The following is a 17,285-nucleotide window of genomic DNA, read 5'->3' on the forward strand; positions in this document are numbered from 1 at the left end:
TCACTGTGGCATTATCTGGTCGACACCAGTTCATCGACCAGCGACGAGATTCCCCATGATCCGCAAGAACCCGCGCGGCGACCTGCCGCAGATCCACCCGAGCGCCTTCGTCGACCCGACCGCGATCCTCTGCGGCCTGGTCGTGGTGGAGGAGAACGTGTTCATCGGCCCCTATGCCGTGATCCGCGCCGACGAGACCGACGCGAACGGCCACATAGCCCCGATCGTCATCGGCGCGCACTCGAACATCCAGGACGGCGTCGTGATCCATTCCAAGTCGGGCGCGCCGGTCACGATCGGCGAGCGCACCTCGATCGCCCACCGCGCCATCGTCCACGGGCCGTGCCGGGTGGGTCAGGGCGTGTTCATCGGCTTCAACAGCGTGCTGTTCAACTGCGTCGTCGGCGACGGCAGCGGGGTGCGCTACAACGCGGTGGTCGATGGCTGCGAGCTGCCGCCGAACTTCTACGTGCGCTCCACCGAACGCATCGGCCCCGAGACCGACCTTGCCGGGCGCCCGAGCGTCTCGGTCGACGCGAGCGAATTCTCGGAAGACGTGGTGCGCACCAACAACGCGCTGGTGCAGGGTTACAAGAACATCCAGAACGAGTTCTAGGCCAGGGCCTGTTCACACTATGCAAGGGGTCGCGTTGCCCCTTGCATAGTGTGAACAGGCCCTGGTGCCCTCAGCCTGCGCCATAGGCCGGCTGCGGAAACTCCAGTTCGACGCGCCGGCACGCGCGCGGGAAGATCGTGGCCACCGAACGCTGCGACGGAGCCCGCGATGCACCTCTTACCGCAACTCAACCACCGCGCCCTGCGCGCGCTCCTGCTTGCGGCCGCGTGCGCCGCGGCCGCCGGCGCCTCGGCGCGCGACACGCGCGTGGCGATCACGCCCGAGCAGCGCTTCCAGCTCGCGCTCGAGGCCCAGTCCGCGCGCGACTACCGCTCGATGATGTCGCTGCTGCGCGAGGCCGGCGCATCGGGCCACCGCGAGGCGCAGGAGATGCTCGGCGTGGTGCTGCTGGCCGGACCGCTGCTGTACGGCAACGGCGTGCCCGCCGACCGCTGCGAGGCCCGGCACTGGGCGCGCGAGGCGGCGCGCCAGGGCAGCGAGGTCGGCATGCACCAACTGCACCTGCTCAACCGCGCGCGCAATGCGCCCATGGGCAAGGAGGCCTGCGATGCGCAGCGTTCCTGAGTTCGCGCGCGCCCTGCTCGAGCGCCACGGCGCGCTGGGCCTGCTGCAGGCCTGGCGCATGCTGCTCGCGGCGGTCGCGGTGGCGGCCTTCGCGGCATCGGTCGATGCGGGCAGCGACGAGGCACCGGCCGCGGCCTGCAAGACCGGCGACTGCGTTCGGGCCACGGCCTGCGAGCATCCGTCGCGCTAGCGATCCGCGTCGAGGCACGGGGACGACAATGGGGCACGCCCCACTCGCCGCCCCCGCATGCCCTCCCCCACCACGATCCTCTCCGTCTTCGCCCATCGGCCGATCGACGGCCTGCTCGAGAACCACGCGTCCTATGCGGCGCGCTGGGGCTACGCGCACGAGGCCAGGGACAGCCTGCACGTGTTCGGCGACCGGCAGGCCGAGCTCTACAAGTACCACGCGATCTACGGCGCCTTGCTCGCGCTGGCCGAAGGCGGGCTGCTGCTGGTGCTCGACGAGTTCTCGGTGGTCTACGGCCGGCAGAAGCTCGAGGACGTGGCACAGGGCCATGACTTCGTGGTCGTGTCGCAGGAGCCCGGCGCCAGCCTGCCCACAGCGAGCGGGATGATCCTGCGCAACACCGCCGAGGTCCGCGAGCGGCTGCGGCTGCTGGTGTTCCATCTGTCGGTGAGCGTGGCCGGCGATCCAGACACGCTGGGCAAGTCCGCCGGCGAACACCTGGGCGAGGCCTTTGCCGTGCATCCGCTCGAGAACCGCCTGGCCAACGGCTACTACAGCAGCATCCAGGCCGTCTGGGACGGCGGCGGCCGCGTCGCCATCGACCAGCTGCCGAAGGTGGTGCCGCTGGTCGCGCATGCGGCGCCGCGCTGGGAACGCCAGCATGGCGTGTGGCTGCCGACCTATGGCTACGACTTCCGCTACGTCAGCGTGCTGCTCGAGCAGGCGCGCGCCTTCGAGGAGGAACGGCCGCTCGACCTGCCGGCGCAGTGGGAGCAGGCCGCGCAGGAGGCACGGGGAGGCGAGCTGCACCTGAACCCGCAGGCGAAGATCGCCTTCGTCTCGTTCTACGACGCCAAGGTGGCGGGCTACGGCCGCATTCACGAAGACAACCTCGCACGCTACTGCGAGCGCCACGGCTATGGCCATCACCTCTATCGCGAGCTGCCGGCCTTCGTGCCGGCGGGCGTGCAGGCCAACTGGGCCAAGATGCACTTGGTTCGCGAGCATCTGGCGCGGCACGAGCAGCTGTTCTGGATCGATGCCGACATCCTCGCGATCAACCAGCGCCTGGGCGTGGAAGAGGTGCTCGGCGCGCGCGACTTCGTGATCGGCATGGACCACAGCGCCTGGCCCGCGAACTCGGGGCTGATGGGCTTTAGGCCCGGGCCGCGCATGCGGCAGTTCGTCGACCATGTCTGCGCGGCGATCGAGGCCGTGCCCGACAAGTCGAACGTCTACGCGGGCGGTGGCGACCAGGCCAGCGTGCTCGCGGGCATGCGCCGGTTCGGGTTGGAGAACGCCGAGCACGTGGTCGACGCGATCTCGCTCGCGCCGGCGCCGATCTATGCGACCCGCGACAGCCGCTTCGTGCACTTTCCGTCGCAGATCAATGCCTACCGGGCCGAGGCGATGCGGGCCTGGGACCGGTGGAGCCACGAACAGTGAAGCGTCAGACGTTCTTCGCGAAGATGATGAAGCCCGTGCGATCCGCCACCTTGTCGTAGAGCCGCTGCCCCGCGAGGTTGGTCTCGTGGGTCTGCCAGTAGACGCGCTTCGCGCCGGCCTGCGCGGCACGCTCGTACACGCCCTCGATCAGCCGCCGGCCCACGCCCTGCCCGCGCAGCGAAGGCAGCGTGAACAGGTCCTGCAGATAGCAGGTCGGCTCGATGCGCGTGGTGCTGCGGTGGAACAGGTAGTGCGTGAGGCCGACCAGCCGGCCCTCGTGCTCGGCCACGAGCGCATGCACGGGCTCGTAGGCATCGAAGAAGCGCTGCCAGGTGGCCTGCGTGATCGCGTCGGGCAAGGCGGTCGGGCCCTCGCGCTCGTAGAAGGCGTTGTAGCCGTCCCAGAGCGGCTTCCAGTCGGCAAAGTCGTCGCGCGTGGGCGGGCGGATCACGAGGGTGGAGTTCATGGCGTGTGCAATGGCGCGGATGCGCGTCGGGCGAAAAGCCCGCATTGCAACATGAACCGACGCGGCCCGGCTATGGATTCGCCAAAGGCGCCGTGGCGCCGAAGAAGGCTTCGAGCGCCGGTGTCGGCAGTTGGCCGCGCAAGCCGATCGCGACCACCGCGGCGCCTTCGGCATCGAGCGGCGCGGCGGCCCGCCGCAGCATGCCGTGGCGGCCCGCGTACTGGACTTCGGACCAAGCCGCGCCGCCGCACGCGGCCTCGACCTTCAGCAGGCCCTTGAGCCGCAGCACGCCGGGCGGCATCGCGCGCATCCAGGCGCGCAAGGCCTCGGGTTCGAACACGGCCGCGGGCCGCGCGCTCCAGGTCGCGAACTGGGCACCGTGATCGACGTGGCCGGCGTGGTGCGCATGGTCGTGATCGTGATCGCAGCCCGGCACATCGCAATGCGCATGCGGCCTTGCCCGCCCCTGCAGCCCGGAGGCCAGCGCGAGCGGCAGGTCCGATTGCGTGGTCGCGATCCGCGGCGTGCCCGGCACGGTCGCGTCGAGCCAGGCCGTGGCGGCGGCCAGCGCGGCATCGTCCGCGATGTCGGTCTTGTTGAGCACCACGAGGTCGGCCGACTTCGCCTGCCGCGCCAGCGTGTCGGCCAGCAGCGGGTCGCGCGACTGCGCGGCGACCGCGCTCGCATCGACCAGCACCAGCACGGCCTGCAGGCTCAGCTCGGGCGCGGCCATGCCGATCTGCGCGATGCGCCAGGGATCGGACACGCCGCTGGCCTCGATCACCACCGCGTCGAACGGCGGCTGGGCGTCGATCGTTCCCTGCAGCGCGCGGCCGAGGTCGTCGCCGATCTGGCAGCAGACGCAGCCGTTGGTGAGCGCGACGGTGTCGCCATGGCGCGCGGCGATCAGGCCGGCATCGATGTTGAGCGCGCCGAAGTCGTTGACCAGCACCGCCATGCGCAGGCCCTCGGCCTCGGCCAGCCAGCGGTTGAGCAGCGTGGTCTTGCCGGCGCCGAGGAAGCCGCCGACGACCGTGAGCGGCAGGCGCCGCGCCGTCATCGCGCCCTCATGCCTCGAACACGCGGCCCGACAGCACCGTGCCCCACACGCGCAGGTCCTTGAGCCGCATCGGGTCGATGGCCAGCGGGTCCTCCTCGAGCACGCAGAAGTCGGCGCGCTTGCCGCATTCGATGCTGCCGATCTCGCCATCGAGCTTGAGGGTCCAGGCCGCGCCCAGCGTGATGGCGCGCAGCGCCTGTTCGACCGTGATGCGCTCGGCCGCGCCGAGCACGCGGCCCTTGGGCGTGACGCGGTTGACCGCGCACCAGGCGGTGAACAGCGGGCCCAGCGGCGTGACCGGCGCATCGGAATGAATCGCCAGCGGCACGCCCGCGGCGAGCGCGCTGCCGCAGGCATCGAGCCGGTTGGCGCGGTCGGGGCCCATGGTCATCTCGTAGTGCTGGTCGCCCCAGTACCAGATGTGGTTGGCGAACAGGTTGGCGCACAGGCCCAGCGCGGCCATGCGGCGGAACAGCGGCGCGTCGATCATCTGGCCGTGCTGCAGCGTGTGGCGGTGGTCGGGGCGCGGCGCGCGCGCGAGCACGCGGCCGATGGCGTCGATCGCGACCTCGCTGGCCTCGTCGCCGTTGGTGTGGGTGTGGATGGTGAGGCCGGCGCGGTGGTAGGTCTCGAAGTCGGCCTCGTACTGCGCGGGCGCGGTCACCCAGATGCCGTTGGGCGCGCCGTTGAAATGGCCGGGCCAGCGCAGCCGCGCGGAGAAGCCCTGGATCGAGCCGTCGAGCATCATCTTCACCAGGCCGTAGCGCAGCCGGTCCGTGTTGCGCGGCATCAGCGAGCGCACATGCTCCGCGCCCTGCGCCGCGCCGTGCGTGCCGTGGAAGGCCTGGAACGCGGGCAGGATGCGCACCGCGAAATCCTCGGCGCCGGTGGCGCGCTCGAGCACGCCGCAGTCCTCCTCGGTGAGCTTGTTGACCAGGTCGGTGGCGGTGGTCACGCCCTGCATGCAGGCCAGCCGCGCGAAGGAGCGCACGCCGGCCTCGGTCATCGGTGCCAGCAGGCCGGCATTGCCGATCCTGCGCAGCACCAGGAACATCGCGGCCGGCTCCTGCAGCTCGCCCGTGGGCTCGCCCGCGGCCGGCCCGGCGGGGAACTTGACCACGCCCTCGACCTCGTTGTCGCGCGTGATGTCGGCGATGCGCAGCATCGCGCTGTTGACGTTCATCAGGTGGCCGTTGGCATGGCCGATGACGATCGGCCGCGTGGCGCTCGCGCGGTCGACGTGTTCCACCGTCATGCGCTCGCCGCCGAAGTAGATCGGATCGAAGCCCCAGGCCACCAGCGGCTCGGACTCGGGCCGGCCCTCGGCCTGCATGCGCGCGGCGATCTCGGCCAGCCGCGCGACCACGGCCTCCATCGAGCGCAGGCCGCTCCAGACCTTGCCCTGCGGATCGCGCCGGTCGAACCAGCCGAGGTACGCCCAGTCCCACATGCTGCCTTCCTTGAGGTGGCAGTGGCCCTCGACCAGCCCCGGCATCAGCACCTTGGACGCGAAGCGCTCGTCGAGCGCGAAGTCGCCCCAGGCGCGCATGTCGTCGAGCGAGCCGACCGCGAGCACGCGTCCGTCGCGCACCGCGACATGCGTGGCCTCGGGCTGCATCGGGTTCATCGTGAGGATCTTGCGGGCGCTGTAGACGATGGGGGCGGTCATGGATTCGGGAAGGAGGATGGACGGGGCGCGACGCGATGTTCGCGCGGATTCAATCGGCCTGCAGGCGCAGGGGCGGCAGCGGCAGGCCGTCGGCCAACCCGACGCGGCGGCAGCGCACCCAGTGGCCGGGCACCACCTCGCGCAGCGGCGGCGGCTCGGCCGCGCAGGCCGGCTCGGCCACCGGGCAGCGGCCGGCGAAGCGGCAGCCATGCGGCGGATCGATCGGGCTCGGCGGATCGCCCGTGAGCTTGATGCGGCCCGCGGCGCGGCGCCGGCCGCCGCCCACGGTGGGCACGGCCGACATCAACGCCACGCTGTAGGGATGCAGCGGCTGCGCGAAGAAGGCGCGCCGCGGCGCGCGCTCCACGATCTGGCCCAGGTACATCACGGCGATGTCGTCGCAGATGTGCTCGACCACCGCCATGTCGTGCGAGATGAACAGGTAGGTCAGGCCCAGCTCGCGCTGCAGCCGCGCGAGCAGGTTGAGGATCTGGGCGCGGATCGCGATGTCGAGCGCCGACACCGGTTCGTCGCAGACCACGAGCTCGGGGTTGGTGGCGAGCGCGCGCGCGATGTTGATGCGCTGGCGCTGGCCGCCCGAAAACTGGTGCGGAAACAGCTGCTGCTGCTCGGGCCGCAGGCCCACGGCCTCGAACAGCTCGGCCACGCGGCGCGTGCGCTGCTCGGGCGTGCCCACCTGCATCAGGTCGAGCGGCGCGCGCACCGCCGCACCGGCGCGCTCGCGCGGGTTGAGCGAGGAGAACGGGTCCTGGAAGATGATCTGCATGCGCGTGCGCGAACGGCGCAGCGCCTCGCCCTCGAGCGCACCGAGGTCGGTGTCGCCGAGCCGGATGCGCCCACCCGTCAGCGGCGACAGCCGCATCACCGCGAGCGCGGTGGTGGTCTTGCCCGAACCCGATTCGCCGACCACCGCGAGCGTGCGGCCGCGGCGGATCTCGAAGGACACGCCGTCCACCGCCTTCACCACCTCGGGCTTGCGGCCCCAGCCCGCCCTGGCGCGCGGGAAGTGCACCTGCAGGTCGTCGACCGCGAGCAGCGTGTCGGTCGGTTCGATCAGGCTCATGCGACCTCCTCCGCCAGCACCTCGGCATGCAGCCAGCAGGCCGCACCGTGAGAGGCCGTGCCATCGCCGTCGTCGGCCAGCGCGAACATCGGCGGCACCTCCTGCGCGCAGCGAGGCATGGCATGCCGGCAGCGCTCGCGGAAGGCGCAGCCGCTGCCCAGTTCCCAGATCGAAGGCACGACGCCCGGGATCTCGGCCAGGTCCTCGCGCGTGTCGTCGTCGAAGGCCGCGCTGCTGCCGAGCTCGGGCAGGCAGTCGATGAGGCCGCGCGTGTAGGGATGGCCGGGCGCGGACAGCACCTGGTCGGCGCTGCCCTGCTCGATCACGCGACCCGCATACATCACCATCACGCGGTCGGCCATCTCGGCCACCGCGCCCATGTCGTGCGTGATCAGCAGGATCGCCGTGCCCTTCTCGCGCTGCAGTTCGCGCAGCAGGTCGAAGATCTGCGCCTGCACCGTCACGTCGAGCGCGGTGGTGGGTTCGTCGGCGATCAGGATGTCGGGCCGGCAGGCCAGCGCCATCGCGATCATCACGCGCTGGCGCATGCCGCCCGAGAGCTGATGCGGATACTCGTCCACGCGCCGCTCGGGCGCCGGGATGCCGACCTGGCGCAGCATCTCGATCGCGCGTTCGCGCGCGGCCTGCGCATCGAGGCCCGCATGCAGCCGCAGCGATTCGCCGATCTGGTCGCCCACGCTGAACACCGGGTTCAGCGAGGTCATCGGTTCCTGGAAGATCATCGAGATGCGGTTGCCGCGCACCTCGCGCATGCGCGCGTCGGTGGCGCGCACCAGGTCCTCGCCCTGGAACAGCACGCGTCCGTCGCGGATGCGCCCCGGCGGCGAAGGAATGAGCCGCAGCAGCGCGAGCGCGGTCATGCTCTTGCCGCAGCCCGACTCGCCGACCACGCACAGCGTCTCGCCGGCACGCAGCTCGAAGTCCACGCCGTTGAGCACCAGCGCCTGGCCGCGGCGGGTCCTGAATTCGACGTGCAGGTCCTGCACGCGCAGCAGTGCCTCGCTCATTGGGGTTGCCCGTCGTACTGGATGCCATGCGCGCCGAACGAGACGATGGCTGGGTAAGAAGAAGGGAGCGGACTTCCGGACGCAGAGGACGCGAAGGTTCCGCGAAGGTCGCGAAAAGATTTCATCAAAACTTTTGGTTTTCTTTTTTGCGTCCTTCGCGAGTCCTTCGCGTCCTCTGCGTCCGGCTGTTGGTTGTTCATCTCAACGTTCCCTCAGCTTCGGATTGAGCGCATCGTTGAGCCCGTCGCCGATCAGGCTGACCGCGAGCACGGTGACGAAGATCGCGGCGCCCGGGAAGGCCACGGCCCACCAGCACGACAGCACGTACTGGCGGCTCGAGCCGATCATCAGGCCCCAGCTCATCTGGTTGGGGTCGCCCAGGCCGAGGAAGGACAGGCCGGCCTCGAACAGGATCGCCGCGCCGATCGCCAGGGTGGCCGACACCACCAGCGGCGGCAGCGCATTGGGCAGGATCACCTTCCAGATGATGCGCGCGTCGCGCGCGCCGATGGCACGCTCGGCGCGCACGAACTCCAGCCCGCGGTACTTGAGGAACTCGGCGCGCGTGAGCCGCGCGGTGCCGGTCCAGCTCACGACGCCGATGGCCAGCGTGACCGTCACCAGCGTGGGCGAGAACAGCGTCACCACCACCATCGCGAACAGCAGCGCGGGCAGCACCTGGAAGAACTCGGTGATCTTCATCAGCACCGCGTCGACCTTGCCGCCGTAGTAGCCGGCGAAGGCGCCGAGCGTGATGCCGATCAGCACCGACAGCAGCGCCGCCACCGCACCGACCAGCAAGGTGGCGCGGCCGCCGTAGATCAGCGCGGTGAGCACGTCGCGCCCGAGGTAATCGCTGCCGAGCCAGGCCTCCTCGCTGAACGGCGGCGTGAGCGGCGCGGCCTTGATCTCGAAGGGATCGGCCGGATAGAGCCAGGGGCCGGCGATCGCGACCGCGAGCACGATCAGCAGCAGCACCATGCCGGCGATGGCCGCGGGGTTGCGCAGGAACATGCGCGCGGCCTCGATGCCGGGGTGTTCGGCGCGCGGGCCGGCGGTGGCGCTCGTGCGCGCGGGCGCCGCCGGCTTCGCGGCCGGTGCCGGGTCTGGGTCGAGAGTCATCGTGGAGGTCGCATTCATCGGGGAGGCGTCACGCGGTCTTGATGCGCGGATCGATCAGGCGGTAGCAGAGGTCCGTGAGCTGGTTCATCACCACCACCACGATGGAGGAGAACAGCAGCACGCCGAGGATGGTCGGGTAGTCGCGCCGCAGCACCGAGTCGAAGGCCAGGCGGCCGAGCCCCGGCCAGTTGAAGACGGTCTCGACCAGGATCGCGCCCGCGAGCACGTTGCCGAACTGCAGCCCCAGCACCGTCACCACCGGCAGCAGCGCGTTGCGCAGCGCATGCTTGTAGAGCACCACGCGCTCGGCCAGGCCCTTGGCGCGCGCGGTGCGGATGAAGTCGGAGCCGAGCACGTCGAGCATCGACGAACGCGCGAGCCGGCTGTACTGCGCGAGATAGACCAGGCTCAGCGTGATCGTGGGCAGCACCAGGTGGTGCGCGACGTCGAGCACGTCGGCCAGGCCGCCGCCGGTGGAGTCGATGGAGCGCATGCCGGCCACCGGCAGGATCGGGAACACCGAGGCCAGCAGGATCACCAGCATGATGCCGATCCAGAACACCGGCGCCGCGAAACCCACCAGCGACAGCACGGTGATGAACTGCGACAGCAGCCCGTTGGGCCGGCGCGAGGACAGCACGCCGAGCGCCGTGCCGACGATGAAGGCCAGCAGCACCGAACTCAGCACCAGCAGCAAGGTCGCGGGCACGCGCTCGGCGATCATCTGCGTGACCGGCAGGTTGAAGAAGTACGAATAGCCGAGGTCGCCGCGCAGCACCTTGCCGAGGTAGACGCCGAGTTGCACCGGCAGCGGCCGGTCGAGGCCGTACTGCGTGCGCAGCTCGGCCATGAGTTCGCTCGACATGCCGCCGCTGGCGCCCGCGATGGTCTCGACCGGATCGCCGGGCGCCGCGTGCACCAGCACGAAGTTCAGCACCACCACCGCGAGCACCAGGGCGAGGCCCTGCAGCAGGCGCGAGGCGGCGTAGCGAAGCATGCTCATGTGCGGCCTTACTTGATGTAGACCTCGTCGAGCGGCGACAGCGGCCCCCAGATCGTGGTCGGCACGTTGCCGACCTTCTTGCTGGTGATCGTGTGATAGGGCACCTGGTTGATGAACTCGATCGGCAGCTCGTCGGTCACGATCTTCTGGAAGGTGGCGTAGTAGGCCTTGCGCTGCGTCGGGTCGGTCAGCCCCCCCGCGGTGTTGAGCAGTTCGTCGACCTTCGGGTTGGCATAGGACTGGGTGTTGGTCCAGACGATGGGCTTGATGTTGGTCGACAGGTAGGTGCGGTGCACGCCGATGATCGGATCGCCCCAGTTGAAGACCGCATCCATCGACATGTCGAAGTCGTGCGTGGCCAGGCGCTTGGCCCAGGCCGGGAAGTCGGCCGAGGCGCGCACCTCCACCGTGATGCCCACCTTCTTGAGCTGGCCGCGCACGTACTCGGCCACGTTCTTCTGCTGGTCGTCGCCGCCGGGCAGGTAGTCGATGGTGAGCTTGAAGCGCTCGCCGTTGGCGCCGGCCTTGTAGCCCGCGGCATCGAGCATCTCGCCGGCCTTCTTGAGGTCGAGCGGATTGCGCACCAGGTCGTTGACCGCGAACGGGCTGCTGGCCACCAGCGGGCCGTCGGACACCGTGGCGAAGCCGCCCATCAGCGCCTTGGTGATGAAGTTCTTGTCGATCGAGTGCGCGATGGCCTTGCGCACCTGCAGGTCGGACAGCGGCTTCTTCGCGGTGTTGAAGGCCAGCCAGTTGAGCGGGCCGATGCCGTCGTAGCCCTTGGGCGTGAGCGACACGCGCGGGTCGTTGGCGAAGCGCTTGAGGTCGGTAGGCAGGGTCGCGAAGGGCAGCATCTGGATGTCGCCGCGCTCCACGCCGAGCACCAGGCTCGCCATGTCGGGCGTGATGCTCACGATGACCTTGTCGAGATAGGGCTTGTTGGGCAGGAAGAACTTGTCGAAGCGCTCCATCACGATGCGCTGCGAGGGCTTGAACTCGGTGACGCGGAACGGGCCCGAGCCGACCACGTCGGTGCTGTTGCGCGGATGGTTCTTGAGGTCGGTGCCGTCGCCGTAGATGTGCTTGGGCAGGATCGGGCACAGCGCGGGCGACATCGCGAGCACGATCGCCGGATGCGGCGCGCTCATGCGGATGATGGCGGTGTAGGGATCGGGCGTGTCGACCTTCTCGACCGGCCCCAGCATGGTGGTGAAGGGATGGTTGGCCTTGATGGCCATGATCGAGAACGCGACGTCGGCCGAGGTGATGGGCTTGCCGTCGTGGAACACGGCGTTCTTGCGCAGGTTGAGCGTGAGCGACTTCGCGTCGTCGGCGAGCTTCCACGATTCGGCCAGGTAGGGCTGCGGGTTCCACTTGTCGTCGAAGCGCAGCGGGCTCGCGAAGATCTGCGCCGAGGGCAATGCGGTGGCGATGCCCGACTGCACGGCGCCGTTGAGGTGGCGCGGCGTCTGCGTGCTGCCGATCACCAGCGTGCCGCCACGCTTGGGTTCTTGCGCCGCGGCGGGCAGGGAGCACAGCGCGAGCGCGGCCAGCGAGGCCGCCGACAACAGGGTGACACGGCGCGTGAAGCGGGAAAGCGGAAACGGCATGCGGGACCTCTGGATGGCTACTCGAAGAAGAAGCGGCGCGCGGTGCGGCGCCGACGAGATCGACGATAGGCCCCCGAGCAGGTGCCACGAAGAGCCACGTGGCACCGATCCGCAGGGCCAGACGCTGCGGGTTTGCCCCGTTGTGCGGCGTGGGATGCGCCGTTTGCGGGAAGGCGCACCGGATGCGGGAGCGCGATGGTGCCGGCGCGCGCTACTTCTCGTCCTTGAGCCAGTACCACTTGTAGAGCATGCGCTGGCCCATGCGGCGGAACGGCGCGAAGGCCTGCGACTCGACCAGGCCCATCACGTTCGGGAAGGGCAGCGGCGAGTCGTAGATCGGCAGCTCGAACACCTCGCGGCCCGCATCGCGGCCCGCGATGCGCTCGGCCAGGCGCTTGCCGGCCCAGGTCGAGAACGAGACGCCGTTGCCGCCATAGCCCACGGCGTACCAGATCTTCTTCGCGGCATCGGGCTGCGTGATGCGCGGCATCATGTCGTGGCTCATGTCGACCCAGCCCCACCACGAGTGGTCGATGCGGATGTTGGCGAGCGGCGGGAACTTGCGCGCGATCGCGTCGGTGAGCAGCTTCAGGTGCACCGGTGCCTCGGCATCGGCGCCGCTGACCGAGCTGCGGCTGCCGATCTGCAGCCGGTTGCCCTCGAGCAGCCGGTAGTAGAAGCGCAGCGTGCGCGTGTCGGTGAGGAAGGTCTTGGAGCGGAAGTTGGTGGCCTTGAGCTCGGCCTCGGTGAGCTCGCGCGTGACCACCGAGTTCGAGAGGATTGGCATCACGCGGTTCTTCAGCAGCGGGCTCAGCGCCTGGCCCGTGTAGCCGCCGGTGCACACCGCCACGCGGCGCGCGCGCACCGTGCCGCCGGGCGTGCGCAGGTGGTGCACGCCGTCGATGGTCTGCCAGCCCTGCACCGGGCTCGAGGTGTGGACCTTCACGCCGAGCGCGCGTGCGCGCCGCAGCAGCCCGAAGGTGAACTTCAGCGGATGGATGCCCACGCCCTCGGCCTCGAACATCGCGCCCACGGTCTCGCGCTCGTCGCAGTAGTCGCTGCGCACCTCCTCGGCGCTCATCATGCGCGTGGCATAGCCGAAGGTGTCGCGCATCAGCGCGGCCTCGGCGGCGAGCACCGGCAGCTTCTCGCGGCGGTGCGCGAGGTAGAGATGGCCGCCGTCGAAGGCATCGCAGTCGATCTGCTTGGTGAGCCCCTTGAAGTTCTCGAAGCCCGCGCGGATCTCGGCGTCGAGCTTCTTCGCGGTATCGAGGCCCCAGCGCGCGATCCACTGCGAGCGCTTGAGGCGGCCGCTGGCGTTCTGGCCCTGGCCGCCGCTGCGGCTCGAGCAGCCCCAGGCGGCCTGGTTGGCCTCGAGCACGGTGGCGCGGATGCCATGCTCCTGCGCGAGATAGAGCGCGGTCGACATGCCGGTGGCGCCCGAGCCCACGATCGCCACGTCGACGTCGATGTCCTGCACCAGCGGGCCGTCGTCCTCGGGCGGCGTGCCCGCGCTCGCGACCCACCAGGTGGGCGCGTAGGCGCGGCCGGCACCGGGGTCGGGCGCGAGCAGCGGGTCGTAGCGCGGGTCGTAGGGCCGCGAGGGCGTGGCGGGCACGGGCTCGGCGGACGCGAAGTGCGTGGCGGTACCGGTCGTCATGGCCTTGTCTACTTGGCCGCGGGCAGGTTCGGGCGTGCCTTGCGGAACACGTTCTTGAGCTGGATCTTCCCGTCCTTGAAGGTGAAGACGTCGATGCCGTCGGTCTCGATGCGGCTGCCGTCGGCGGCGGTGCCGGTGAAGGTCCACTGCGAGGTGCCGAAGTCGCCGTGCACGAAATGCACGCCGTCGATCCACTGCGCGTCGGGCACGGCCTGCCAGGCGGCCGCGAAGGCCTTGCGCACGGCCTCGGTGCCCGTGTGGCGGGTGCCGCAGGCATCGGGGCCGGCGGCGGTCTGGAACACGCAGTCGTCGCTCATGAAGCTCATCAGCGCATCGATGTCGTGGCGGTTCCAGGCCGCGCTGAAGGCGGCGAGGGTGTCGGTGGTCACGGGCGGGAAGGAAGAGGACATGGCGCTCGGATGAAGTCTTTGGGGAATGGATGGAGCCGAGGGTAGGCAGCGGGCCAGGCGCGCGATAGGGCCAGATGCCGGGTTTCGACCGAGCCAGAGCGCACCGGCCTGCGCGCTCGCGAAAGGCCTGCCCTAAACTGCGGCGACCATGGCAAGCCATCCCCGAGCCACCCAGTGGGCGCAGCTCTTCGCGCTGCCCGACCAACCCGCGCTGCCGCTGCAGGCACGGCTGCGCGCCGCGGTGGTGCAGGCCATCCTCGAGGACCACCTGAGCCCGGGCGCGTCGCTGCCCTCCTCGCGCGAGCTCGCGGTGCTGCTGGGCCTGAGCCGCAACACCGTGACCTCGGCCTACCTGCAGCTGATCGACGAGGGCTTTCTCGAGGCGCGTCCGCGCAGCGGCGTGTTCGTGGCGCGCAATGCGCGCCCGCCCGCGGCGGCGCCGGCCCAACCGCTGGTGGGGCGCAGCGGGCAATCGGGCCAGCCGCCCGACTGGTCGCAGCGCGTGCTGCGCTCGCTGGTGGACCAGCCCACGCTGTCCAAGCCCGAGCGCTGGCGCGACTATCCCTATCCCTTCGTCTACGGCCAGCACGACCCGCTGCTGTTTCCGACCGAGGACTTCCGCGAGTGCTGCGCGCGCAGCCTGGCGCGCTCGCAGCTGCAGCACTGGACGCCCGACTTCGAGACCGACGACGTGCCCGACCTGATCGAGCAGATCCGCACGCGCCTGCTGCCCAAGCGCGGCGTGTTCGCGCTCAAGGAGGAGATCATCGTCACGCTCGGCGCGCAGCACGCCTACTACCTGCTGGCCGACACGCTGTTCGACACCCACACGCGCGTCGGCCTCGAGGAGCCCGGCCATCCGCATGCGCGCAACAGCTTCTCGCTGCGCCAGCCCAAGTGGGTGGAGGTGGCGGTCGATGAAGACGGCCTGGTGGTCGATGCCTTGCCCGCGGCCGACTACCTGTTCGTCACGCCCTCGCACCAGAGCCCGACCACCGCCACGCTGAGCCTGGAGCGCCGCCAGTGGCTGCTGCGCAAGGCCGAGCTGCAGGACTTCGTGATCATCGAGGACGACTACGAAGCCGAGAACCTCTACGAGGGCACGCCGATGCCGGCGCTCAAGAGCCTGGACAAGACCGGGCGCGTGATCTACGTGGGCTCGGTATCGAAGAGCCTGTCGCCCGCGCTGCGGCTGGGCTTCATCGTGGCGCCGCGCGCGCTGATCAAGGAGCTGCGCGCCATCCGCCATGCGATGGTGCGGCATCCGAGCGCCTTCCTGCAGCATGCCTATGCGCTGTTCCTCTCGCTGGGCCACCACGAGTCGCATGCGCGGCGCGTGAACCACGCGATGCAGGAACGGCTCGCGCTGGCGGCGCAGGCGCTGCGCGATCACCTGCCCGATTTCGAGTTCAGGCTGCCGCAGGGCGGCGCGTCGCTGTGGGTGCGCGCGCCGGCCTGGGTCGACGCGGGCGAGCTGTCGCTGATGGCGCGCAGCCACGGCGTGCTGATCGAGGCCGGCGACGTGTTCTTCGCGAAGCCGCCCTATCCGTGTCCGTTCTTCAGGCTGCGGCTGTCGTCGATCCCGGCGGCGCAGATCTCGGCCGGCATCCGCGCGCTGGGGCTGGCGGTGGAAGAGCTCGCGGCCGCGCGCGGCGAGCGGCGCCCCGCGGGCGGGCGCACGCACTGACGCAGAGCCCATGAAAAAGGCCGCGACATGCGCGGCCTCGTTGCTCGGCGATCGGCGAACCGATCAGCTCGGCTCGGGCGTCTTGAACAGCGCCGCGATCTTGCGCTTGCTCTTGATGTTGCTCGACACGCCGGTGCGCGCGGGCGCCTTGGCAGCAGCTTCCCAGGCCGGTGCGGCCTCGGTGTTGCTGTTGCCGGGCTCGTAGGGCTTGTCGAAGAAGGGATCCCGCGGCGCCGAGGGCGCGCGGTGCGGGCGTCCACCGCCGCGACGCGCATCGCTGCCGTAGCCGCGTTCGCGCGGCTGGTCGAGCACGTCGCGCGCGTCGCCGGCCTCGCCCTCTTCGCGCCAGTGGCGGCGGCCGTCGTTGATGCGGCCGCGCGGGCGGTCTTCCTCGAACTCGACCGGCTCGAGCTCGATCTTCTTCTTGATCAGCTTCTCGATGTCGGCCACCAGGCGCGCGTCGTTGCCGCCGCTCGCGAAGCTCACGGCCAGACCCGAGGCGCCGGCACGGCCCGTGCGGCCGATGCGGTGCACGTAGTCCTCGGCGTTGAACGGGATGTCGAAGTTGAAGACCGCGGGCACGTCCTTGATGTCGAGGCCGCGGGCCGCGACGTCGGTGCACACCAGCAGGTCGACCTCGCCGGCCTTGAAGGCGGCGAGCGCCTTCAGGCGTTCGTCCTGGCTCTTGTCGCCATGCAGCGCCGAGGTGCGCAGGCCGTCGCGCTCGAGCGTGCGCGCGAGCCGGGCACAGCCCAGCTTGCTGTTGACGAACACGAAGGCTTGGGTGATGCCGCGCTGGCGCACGATCTGTTTGAGCGCGCGGCGCTTGTCGTCGTCGGACACGCTGTAGAAGTGCTGCTCGACGGTGGAGGCGGTCTCGTTGGGACGCGCCACCTCGATGGTCACCGGGTTCTGCAGGTAGCTGCCGGCCAGGCGCTTGATCTCGGGCGAGAAGGTGGCCGAGAACAGCAGCGTGGTGCGCTGCTTGGGCAGGTAGCTGAGGATGCGCTGCAGGTCGGGCAGGAAGCCGATGTCGAGCATGCGGTCGGCCTCGTCGAGCACCACGTACTCGACCTGGTTGAGCACCGCGTTCTTGGCCTCGATGTGATCGAGCAGCCGGCCCGGCGTGGCCACCAGCACCTCGACGCCCTTCTTCAACTCCAGCGTCTGCGGCTTCATGTCGATGCCGCCGAACACCACCGTGCTGCGCAGGTTGGTGTACTTGGCATAGAGCTTGATCTGCTGCGCCACCTGGTCGGCGAGTTCGCGCGTGGGCAGCAGCACGAGGGCCCGCACCGGGTGCCGCGCGGGCGAGGTGGAGGCGTTCTCGTGCTTGAGCATGCGCTGCAGCAGGGGCAGCGAGAACGCCGCGGTCTTGCCGGTGCCGGTCTGCGCTGCGCCCATCACGTCCTGGCCCGAAAGCACGACCGGAATGGCCTGCTCCTGGATCGGCGTCATGGTCTCGTAGCCCATTTCGGCCACGGCACGCGCCAGCGGAGCCGCCAGCGATAGGTTGGAGAAGGAACTTGTCATTGAGCCCGCTATTGTCGCACTGCCGCAAAAAACGGCAGTGACCGCGCGATGACAACGCCCGCTTTCGCGGCATTGCTATTTATTCAATAGCAAACAATGAAGCACTGGCGCGCGAT

16 protein-coding genes are annotated in these 17,285 nt (G+C 70.0%); 5 read left to right on the forward strand and 11 right to left on the reverse strand.

All coding sequences use genetic code 11. The annotated features are described in order from the left end of the window. The first annotated feature begins 55 nt into the window (after positions 1-55). The 4 genes from INQ48_23645 (at position 56) to INQ48_23660 (ending at position 2,837) form a co-directional block, all read left to right on the forward strand. Positions 56-616, forward strand: a complete 561-nt coding sequence (locus INQ48_23645) for a carbonate dehydratase (protein QRF56323.1) — start codon at positions 56-58, stop codon at positions 614-616. Between the two features lie 168 nt (positions 617-784). Beyond that, positions 785-1,201: a sel1 repeat family protein gene (locus INQ48_23650; GenBank protein QRF56324.1), complete on the forward strand. Its 417-nt coding sequence runs from the start codon at positions 785-787 to the stop codon at positions 1,199-1,201. Further along, positions 1,185-1,391, forward strand: a complete 207-nt coding sequence (locus tag INQ48_23655; GenBank protein ID QRF56325.1) for a hypothetical protein — start codon at positions 1,185-1,187, stop codon at positions 1,389-1,391. The genes INQ48_23650 and INQ48_23655 overlap by 17 nt, the downstream gene beginning before the upstream one ends. A 57-nt stretch (positions 1,392-1,448) precedes the next feature. Continuing rightward, positions 1,449-2,837, forward strand: a complete 1,389-nt coding sequence (locus INQ48_23660) for a hypothetical protein (GenBank protein QRF56326.1) — start codon at positions 1,449-1,451, stop codon at positions 2,835-2,837. Between the two features lie 4 nt (positions 2,838-2,841). Here the strand turns inward: INQ48_23660 and INQ48_23665 are convergent, their stop codons facing one another. The 10 genes from INQ48_23665 to INQ48_23710 form a co-directional block, all read right to left on the reverse strand. Then, the gene (locus tag INQ48_23665) at positions 2,842-3,303 is read right to left on the reverse strand and encodes a GNAT family N-acetyltransferase (GenBank protein ID QRF56327.1); all 462 of its coding nucleotides are present in this window, start codon (positions 3,301-3,303) and stop codon (positions 2,842-2,844) included. A gap of 70 nt (positions 3,304-3,373) precedes the next feature. After that, positions 3,374-4,363, reverse strand: a complete 990-nt coding sequence (locus INQ48_23670; GenBank protein QRF56328.1) for a GTP-binding protein — start codon at positions 4,361-4,363, stop codon at positions 3,374-3,376. A 7-nt stretch (positions 4,364-4,370) separates the two neighbouring features. After that, positions 4,371-6,032, reverse strand: coding sequence for an amidohydrolase (locus tag INQ48_23675; GenBank protein QRF56329.1), 1,662 nt, complete (start codon positions 6,030-6,032; stop codon positions 4,371-4,373). Positions 6,033-6,081: 49 nt separating this feature from the next. Then, positions 6,082-7,116 (reverse strand): ATP-binding cassette domain-containing protein, encoded by a 1,035-nt coding sequence (locus INQ48_23680; protein QRF56330.1) that lies wholly within the window; start codon positions 7,114-7,116, stop codon positions 6,082-6,084. Next, positions 7,113-8,144: an ABC transporter ATP-binding protein gene (locus INQ48_23685; GenBank protein QRF56331.1), complete on the reverse strand. Its 1,032-nt coding sequence runs from the start codon at positions 8,142-8,144 to the stop codon at positions 7,113-7,115. The genes INQ48_23680 and INQ48_23685 overlap by 4 nt, the downstream gene beginning before the upstream one ends. A 201-nt stretch (positions 8,145-8,345) precedes the next feature. Further along, on the reverse strand, positions 8,346-9,266 hold the full coding sequence (locus INQ48_23690) for an ABC transporter permease (protein ID QRF56332.1): 921 nt from the start codon (positions 9,264-9,266) through the stop codon (positions 8,346-8,348). A gap of 28 nt (positions 9,267-9,294) precedes the next feature. After that, entirely contained in the window at positions 9,295-10,269 is a 975-nt protein-coding gene (locus INQ48_23695; GenBank protein ID QRF56333.1) for an ABC transporter permease, read from the reverse strand. An 8-nt stretch (positions 10,270-10,277) separates the two neighbouring features. After that, positions 10,278-11,879, reverse strand: coding sequence for an ABC transporter substrate-binding protein (locus INQ48_23700; protein ID QRF56334.1), 1,602 nt, complete (start codon positions 11,877-11,879; stop codon positions 10,278-10,280). Positions 11,880-12,090: 211 nt separating this feature from the next. Beyond that, positions 12,091-13,539, reverse strand: a complete 1,449-nt coding sequence (locus INQ48_23705) for an FAD-dependent oxidoreductase (GenBank protein ID QRF56335.1) — start codon at positions 13,537-13,539, stop codon at positions 12,091-12,093. A gap of 8 nt (positions 13,540-13,547) precedes the next feature. Further along, the gene (locus tag INQ48_23710) at positions 13,548-13,949 is read right to left on the reverse strand and encodes a nuclear transport factor 2 family protein (protein QRF56336.1); all 402 of its coding nucleotides are present in this window, start codon (positions 13,947-13,949) and stop codon (positions 13,548-13,550) included. A 148-nt stretch (positions 13,950-14,097) separates the two neighbouring features. Here INQ48_23710 and INQ48_23715 point away from each other — a divergent pair, with 148 nt between their 5' ends. Beyond that, positions 14,098-15,636: a PLP-dependent aminotransferase family protein gene (locus tag INQ48_23715; protein QRF56337.1), complete on the forward strand. Its 1,539-nt coding sequence runs from the start codon at positions 14,098-14,100 to the stop codon at positions 15,634-15,636. Between the two features lie 63 nt (positions 15,637-15,699). On the opposite strand, the gene INQ48_23720 is transcribed toward INQ48_23715, so the two are convergent. Then, positions 15,700-17,169: a DEAD/DEAH box helicase gene (locus INQ48_23720; GenBank protein ID QRF56338.1), complete on the reverse strand. Its 1,470-nt coding sequence runs from the start codon at positions 17,167-17,169 to the stop codon at positions 15,700-15,702. Between the last annotated feature and the right edge of the window lie 116 nt (positions 17,170-17,285).

This window comes from Variovorax paradoxus, assembly GCA_016806145.1.
In the GTDB taxonomy this organism is placed as follows: domain Bacteria; phylum Pseudomonadota; class Gammaproteobacteria; order Burkholderiales; family Burkholderiaceae_C; genus Variovorax.